This is a genomic window from Roseovarius halophilus (ex Wu et al. 2025), assembly GCF_047086965.1.
In genome coordinates, this window is record NZ_JBKOTX010000247.1 from 1 (window position 1) to 6,902 (window position 6,902).

Consider the following 6,902-nt stretch of genomic DNA (forward strand, 5'->3'; position numbering starts at 1 on the left):
AGGGCCAGTGGGCCGAAGCGCGCGCGGCGGACGATTTCGCGGCCTTCGCGCCGGTCCTGTCCGAGGTGGTGGCGCTCAAGCGCGAGGAAGGCGCGGCACTGGCGGCGGGTGGCGATGTCTACGACGCGCTGCTTGACGATTTCGAGCCGGGCGCGACGGCGGCCGGGCTGGAAGCGATGTTCGGGGAAATGCGCGCGCGGCTGGTGGCGCTGCGTCAGCGGGCGCTGGCGGCGCCCGCGGTGCCGCAGGTGAGCGGACGCTTCGACGAGGCGCACCAGATGGAGCTGGCGCGGCGGCTGGCCGTGACGTTCGGCTACGACATGGCGCGCGGGCGGCTGGACAAGGCGGTGCATCCGTTCAGTTCGGGCAGTGGCGACGACGTGCGCATCACCACGCGCACGGCGCCGGACGATCCGTTCAACTGCCTTTATTCCACGATCCACGAGGCCGGCCATGCCTGTTACGAACAGGGGATAGACCCGGCCTATCGCCTGACCCCGTTGGGACAGGGCGTGTCGATGGGCGTGCACGAAAGCCAGAGCCGCATCTACGAGAACCAGCTCGGTCGGTCGCGCGCGTTCTGCGGCTGGCTTTACGGCGAGATGCGCGCGGCTTTCGGCGATCTGGGTATTACGGATGCGGACGCGCTTTATGCCGCCGTGAACCGGGTGCATCCGGGGTATATCCGCACCGAGGCCGACGAGGTCCAGTACAACCTGCATGTCATGCTGCGGTTTGACCTGGAACGGGCGCTGATATCCGGGGACCTGCCCGTGGCCGATCTGGAGGCCGCGTGGAACGACCGGTTCGAAGCCGATTTCGGCACGCGGGTGGACCGCCCGTCGAACGGATGCCTGCAGGATGTGCACTGGTCCGTGGGGCTGTTCGGGTATTTCCCGACCTACAGTCTTGGCAATGTCTATGCCGGCTGCCTGCACGCGGCGTTGCGCCGGGCGGTGCCGGATCTGGACGCGTGGCTGGGCGAGGGTGACCTGGCGGCGGCCACCGGATGGCTGCGCGAGAACGTGCAGCGGCATGGCGGGCTGTACCAGCCGCGTGACCTGATCACGCGGGCCTGCGGGGCCGCGCCCACGGCGGAGCCGCTGATGACCTACCTGGAGGAAAAGTTCGGGGCGCTTTACCCGGCCTGATGCCGGCGGCGATCATTGGTTGACGGTGATCACCTTGTCCCTGGATTTCTCGATCCATTTGGCCATCGTTTCGAACAGGACATCGACATCGCGGGCCTCGATGGCCTGACGCAGTGACTTGAGCGCCTGCGCCATCTCGATCTCCGACAGGTGCCCTTCGAGCGCGCGCAGGATCTTGGGGTGCGCGGTGGTCATCATGTCCGAGCCGATCATAAGTTCCTCGTGCAGCTTCTCGCCGGGGCGCAGACCAGTGATGCGGATCTCGATGTCGCCATCCGGGTTTTTCCCGTCCCGCACGGTCAGGCCCGCGCCCTCGATCATCTGCCGGGCGATCTGGCGCACCGGCACGGGCTTGCCCATGTCGAGGACGAAGACATCGCCGCCCCGCGCGTACGACCCGGCAAGCAGGACAAGGCTGACCGCTTCGGGGATGGTCATGAAATACCGCGTGACGTCGCTGTGCGTCAGGGTAACGGGCCCGCCATTGGCGATCTGTTCCTGGAAGAGCGGGATCACCGAGCCGGACGAGCCGAGAACGTTGCCGAAGCGGACCATCGAGAAGCGCGTGACCTTCGAGCGCGTCGCGAGATCCTGCACGACGAGTTCGGCCATTCGCTTTGAGGCGCCCATGACGCTGGTCGGGCGCACCGCCTTGTCGGTGGAAACGAGGATAAAGCGCTCGACCTGCGCATCCTCGGCGGCATCGGCAGTGATCTTGGTGCCCAGAACGTTGTTGCGCATCCCCTCGATGGCGTTGTCCTCGACCAGCGGCACATGTTTGTAGGCCGCGGCGTGCAGGACGATGTCGATGTGCCATCTCTGCATCGTCATCGTCATCAGTTGCTTGTCGCATACCGAGCCGAGCACGGCCTCGATCCGGATCCCGGACGCGACATTGGCCAATTCGCGATGGATCTGGAAAAGGGAATGTTCGCTGTGGTCGATCAGGATGATCGTTTCGGGCCGGCACAGGATCAGCTGCCGACAGAGTTCGGCCCCGATGGAGCCGCCCGCGCCGGTGACCAGAACGCGCCGGCCAAGGTAGATGTCCTGTACGCCGGACAGCGACTCCCCCAGATGTTCGCGCCCCAGCAGCTCGTTCACGTCGACGGGCCTGGTATCGGCCAGCCCGTTGGCCGTCTGCGATACGAGGTCCGCGAAGGACGGCAGGGCGTGGACCTCGCAGCCCGTGTCGCGCAGCCGTTCGGTCAGGTTACTGCGCAGGGAGGCGGGCGCCTTGGGCATCGCCAGCACGATCCGGTCTACCGCGTGGCGCGCGATCACCTCGTCGATCTCGGCCGGGGCGTGAACGCGCAGGCCGGCGATGCTGAGGCTTTGCAGGCGCGGATCATCATCGACGAAGGCCACGGCGCGGACCCGCTCATCGGTGGCCAGTGCCGTGGCGAGTTGCTGCCCGTTGTGGCCGGCGCCGTAGATCAGCAGGCGCGTCTGCGGATTGCCCCTGCGATAGATGCGCAACAGCGCCGTGCGCAGGCTCAACCGGGCCATGACCGACAGGATCAGGAACAGCATCCCGGCGACGGCAAAGACATGCGCGGGCGTGGCGGTGGGCATGATCAGGGCGGCGAGCACGCCCGTTCCGATCAGCATCACCGCAACGAAGGCGGATTCGATCACGCCCTGCATCTCGTAGGCGTTCAGCTTGATCTTGTGGAGCCCCATGAGCGTCGTGACGGCCCCGCCCATTACCAGCAGGATGATCATGTCGCGCAGCGCGACGGCCGGGTTGGCCGCGATCCATGAAAGCCCCAGCAGCAGCCAGCACGCAAGTGCGTAGGACAGGCCCACGAGAACAACGTCGATTGACAGGATGAGGGCGCGTTTCTGTGATCGCGTAAGGGAGATCGCGAGATTGTACAGCATGCGTCCCGGTCCCCCGTTCGGATTGGGGTCGCGCCCCTTTTGGGTATCTGGCCGGCTGTTTTGCCGATAGCAAACCAGACACTTTGGTAGCAACAATAAGAAAATCGGACAAGGCAGGAATTCTGCGGATGCGAACAAACCGAATTTCGGCGGGTTTTCGCCGAAATCAGGGTCTTTATGATCCTAGAGTGGCGCCCGGATGCGCAGGCACCTGAGCGCAGTGACAATGATCAGCCGCAGATCGAAGCACAGATTGCGATGCTGTGCCCAGATGAGATCGAGGCGTGCCTTTCGCGGGATACAGCACCGCATGTAGAGTTGCTCGGTCTCCTCGGCGCTTGTGCATCCGGCAAGCAGCTTTTCCTCATTGCGGTGGAACAACAGCGTGCCCAGCCCGGTCACCCCCGGCCGGCTGGCGAGAACCGCCGCGTAGGTCTCGGGGCATTTTTCAACGTAGCGTCGAAGGGGCGGGCGCGGCCCCACGAAGCTCATGTCGCCGCGCAGGATGTTGACGAGCTGCGGCAGCTCGTCGAGCCGGCGGCCCCGTAGCCAGGCCCCGGTGCGGGTGATCCTGCCGGCCTTGTAGCCCGCCGACACGCCGCAGTCATCGGTGGCGCTGCGCATGGTCCGGAATTTCCACAGCACGAAAGGCGCGTCGGGTGTTTTCATGCGTTCGGAGAGGTACAGGACGGGGCGGCCATCCCGCAAGAGGATGACCCCGGCGATCGCCAGCATGACGGGCAGCAGAAGCACCAGCAGCACGAGCGCCAGCACGATATCGAAGAGCCGCTTAGCGGGCGTCATCCGCTGCCTCCAGGTCCTGCCAGTCCGCGATCATCGCGGCTGCCGTCTTACGAGTTTCGAGGCCCGGCAACAAGCGGGTCAGCCGCCCCGTTGACAGCGTGACCGCCTGTATTGCCTCGGGCGGGGCGTGCCGCCAGCGCACGGGCCGTCCCGCCGCCCCTGCCAGGTCGGCCATCTCGACCGGATCGCCGGACGCTATGTTGAGAACGGGCGGCAGCGCGTCGGGCGGCAGATCGGCGAGCGCGGCGATGACACGGGCCAGATCGCCGGGGGCGACATAGCTGCGCAGCGGGCCGCGCCCGTCCTCGAACCTGTCGAGGGTCACGGGATCGTTCGAGGGACACAGATTCGGCGTCAGGCTGTCGGCGCCCAGCACGTTGGCCACGCGCAGGCAGCAATGCGCGATCGATCGGTCGTCGAATGCCGCCACGTCGTGTTCCATGTCGCGTTTCGCGGCCCCGTAGCCGGACAGGGGGGATGGTGGCGTGTCCTCGGACAGGTCGGTGCCGGGGCCGTAGACGGCGGCGCTGGAAAAATGCAGCACGCGCCGGGCGCCGCATGCCCGCGCCAGTCGCCGGCCCTCGCGGGCGAGGCGGGAATTCTCCGCCAGCGCTTCGGGCGTGCCGCGGGTGGTGCCCCAGAGGCTGACGACCGTGTCGCAGGCCGGCAGGTCGGGCATGGGCAGGCCCGGGGACCACGTGATGTCCGCGCCGGGATGACGTGACAGGAAAGCCGCCGGCGGAAGCCCGGCGCCGCGCGGGCCGGTCCATATCCGGCGCAGCAGGCGCCCGACGCGCCCCCCCGCCCCGGTGACGAGCAGTGCCGGCTGTCGCGATTGATTTGCCAAGCTGTCTTCCTTCGCGGTTCCGTGCCTCAAGATTTTGTTTGTCTAGCACCATGCGATCGCGGTAGTGAACGCATAAACTGATAAATATCGGGTGGGAGAAAGACGTGCGAAAAACCTCGCGAGCCGTGGTCGTTCTGGGCTTGGCGGTCATGCTGGCAGGGTGCAGCCTGCCGCGAAGCGCCGCCCTGCAATCCGAAATCGTGAACGAGGCCAACCGCGAGGAGCCCACCATTCAGGTCGTGCCCGTCACGCGCGAAACGACGCCGATGCTGGCCGACTGGCCCGCGACCGGCTGGGACGGGTATTACCGGTGGTTTGGCAACGGTCGCGGGCCGGATTCGTCGATCATCCGCACCGGTGACAAGCTGGATATCGTGATCTGGGACAACCAGGAGAACTCGCTGCTGTCCAGCGGTGGCAGCAAGTCCACGCCGATCCCGGCGACGGTCGTTTCGTCCTCGGGCAACGTGTTCATCCCCTATGTCGGTGACGTGGCCGTGCGCGGCATGACAGCGGACGCCGCGCGCGAGCGGCTCCAGAAAAAGCTCGAGGGCATCGCGCCCACCGCGCAGGTGCAGCTTGCCGTGAAACCGGGGCGCAACAATTCGATCGACATGGTGGCCGGCGTTGGATCGCCCGGGCGCTATCCGCTGGAAAACCGCAACACCAAGATTCTCGGCGTGATCGCGCAGGCCGGGGGGATCATCCCGGCGCTGCGCCATCCGCTGGTGCGGCTTCAGCGCGGTACCGAAAGCTACGAGACGCGAGCGGAAAGGTTGATGGCCGATCCCGCGCGGAATGTCCGCGTGCGCGGCGGCGACCAGATCATCGTCACCGAGGACGACCGCACGTTCAACGTGCTGGGCGCCGCCGGGACCCAGGAAGTGATGAATTTCCGGAAGGAAAGCATGAGCGCCATGGAGGCGTTGTCGGCCATGGGGGGGCTGCAGGGGTCGCGTGCCGATCCGAAGGGCATCCTTGTCCTGCGGGAGTACGAGGCCGAGGACCTCAAGCCCGGGACGGACGGGCCGGACATGCAGCAGGTCGTGTTCACGATGGATCTCACATCGGCCGACGGGCTGTTCGCGGCGCGCCAGTTCGAGATCAACCCCGATGACACGCTGCTGGCGACCGAGTCGCCGATCTCGGCGGCGCGCACCATCGTCGGCCTGTTCGGCACGGTGATCGGGGTGACGAGCAGCGCGAACAACCTCTGACACGCGGCAGGCGGCGCGGTTTCCCGGGCCGCCCGGCCGTCGGCTGGGGCGGAGGCATTTCCAGGAAAAACATGGCGGATGGGCCGGCGCGCGGCACCGTATCGCGCGTGCCGCGCCGGGTGTTGACCTGCTGGCAGGCCGGCGCCTGTTGCGCGCAACGTCGCGCGCCACGACCCGCCGCCGGCATGGCGCGGTCAGTAATCCTTTTCGAAGAAGAGGCCTATCCCGGTGTCGCCCGTGTTGTCCGCGCGGCCCTTCGCGGTGATGCTGGGGGTTATGTCGAGATTGAGATTGATCTCGCGGCGGCCCTCGCTGTCGGCGGTGAACTCGGAATATATGTTGTCCGAGATGTAGGCGCCGGCGCTGACTTCTGTCGCGCCGTCCTCCCCGGAGGTCACGTCCAGATTGCTGAGGCCGAAGGTTTCTCGCAGGCGGCCGACGATGCCATTGCCGCCCCGGCCCGACAAGGTTGCCACGGCGGAGGCGAGTTGCGCAGCCTGAAAGGCCGAGATGTTGTCGAGGCCCCGGCCGAATATCAGGCGCGAGACGACCTCTTCCTCGGGCAGGTCGGGCTGCGAGCGGAAATTGACGCCGGGTTCGCTGGCCAGCCCCTCGATGATGATCGTGATCAGCGTGTCCGCCGCCGATGTCTCGGCGACGAAGCGCATGTAAGGGTCCAGCGCGCCGCGCAGGTCGATCAGCCCCTCCGTCAGCTCAAGCCGCTTGCCGAGGATGTCCAGCCGGCCCCGGATCAGTTCAACCTGTCCGCTGGGGATGACGTTGTCGGTGGTCCCCGTCACGCGCAGGCCGCCCCCGAGTTCGGCATCCAGACCGCGCCCGCGCACGAAGATGCGGTTGGGCGCGTTGATCGTGACATCCAGCGGGAAAGCGGGCGCCGCGCCGCCGCCATTGCCGGCGTCTTCCGCGATCAGGCCGGCGCGCGCGCGTGTCAGCCGCGCGGCGCGGGATTCGTTCAGGTGGCGCAGCCCCGGCAGGGCG

6 protein-coding genes are annotated in these 6,902 nt (G+C 66.9%); 2 read left to right on the forward strand and 4 right to left on the reverse strand.

Going from position 1 to position 6,902, the window contains the following annotated elements:
- On the forward strand, nt 1-1,151 hold a 1,151-nt coding region (locus ACH107_RS28350; protein ID WP_412509087.1), incomplete at its 5' end, for a carboxypeptidase M32.
- A gap of 12 nt (nt 1,152-1,163) precedes the next feature.
- Here ACH107_RS28350 and ACH107_RS28355 read toward each other — a convergent pair.
- The 3 genes from ACH107_RS28355 to ACH107_RS28365 form a co-directional block, all read right to left on the reverse strand.
- Nucleotides 1,164-3,035, reverse strand: coding sequence for a polysaccharide biosynthesis protein (locus ACH107_RS28355; protein ID WP_412509089.1), 1,872 nt, complete (start codon nt 3,033-3,035; stop codon nt 1,164-1,166).
- Between the two features lie 183 nt (nt 3,036-3,218).
- Nucleotides 3,219-3,839: a sugar transferase gene (locus ACH107_RS28360; RefSeq protein WP_412509091.1), complete on the reverse strand. Its 621-nt coding sequence runs from the start codon at nt 3,837-3,839 to the stop codon at nt 3,219-3,221.
- Complete coding sequence (locus ACH107_RS28365; RefSeq protein WP_412509093.1) at nt 3,826-4,686, reverse strand: NAD-dependent epimerase/dehydratase family protein; 861 nt, start codon at nt 4,684-4,686, stop codon at nt 3,826-3,828. The genes ACH107_RS28360 and ACH107_RS28365 overlap by 14 nt, the downstream gene beginning before the upstream one ends.
- Nucleotides 4,687-4,790: 104 nt before the next feature.
- On the opposite strand from ACH107_RS28365, the gene ACH107_RS28370 reads away from it, so the two are divergent.
- The gene (locus ACH107_RS28370; RefSeq protein ID WP_412509095.1) at nt 4,791-5,903 is read left to right on the forward strand and encodes a polysaccharide biosynthesis/export family protein; all 1,113 of its coding nucleotides are present in this window, start codon (nt 4,791-4,793) and stop codon (nt 5,901-5,903) included.
- Nucleotides 5,904-6,097: 194 nt separating this feature from the next.
- Here ACH107_RS28370 and ACH107_RS28375 read toward each other — a convergent pair.
- On the reverse strand, nt 6,098-6,902 hold an 805-nt coding region (locus tag ACH107_RS28375; RefSeq protein ID WP_412509097.1), incomplete at its 5' end, for a translocation/assembly module TamB domain-containing protein.

Excerpts from the sequence above, each read along its gene's own strand:
- ACH107_RS28355 (WP_412509089.1), bottom strand. The coding sequence starts at position 3,035 with ATGCTGTACAATCTCGCGATCTCCCTTACGCGATCACAGAAACGCGCC.
- ACH107_RS28360 (WP_412509091.1), bottom strand. The coding sequence starts at position 3,839 with ATGACGCCCGCTAAGCGGCTCTTCGATATCGTGCTGGCGCTCGTGCTG.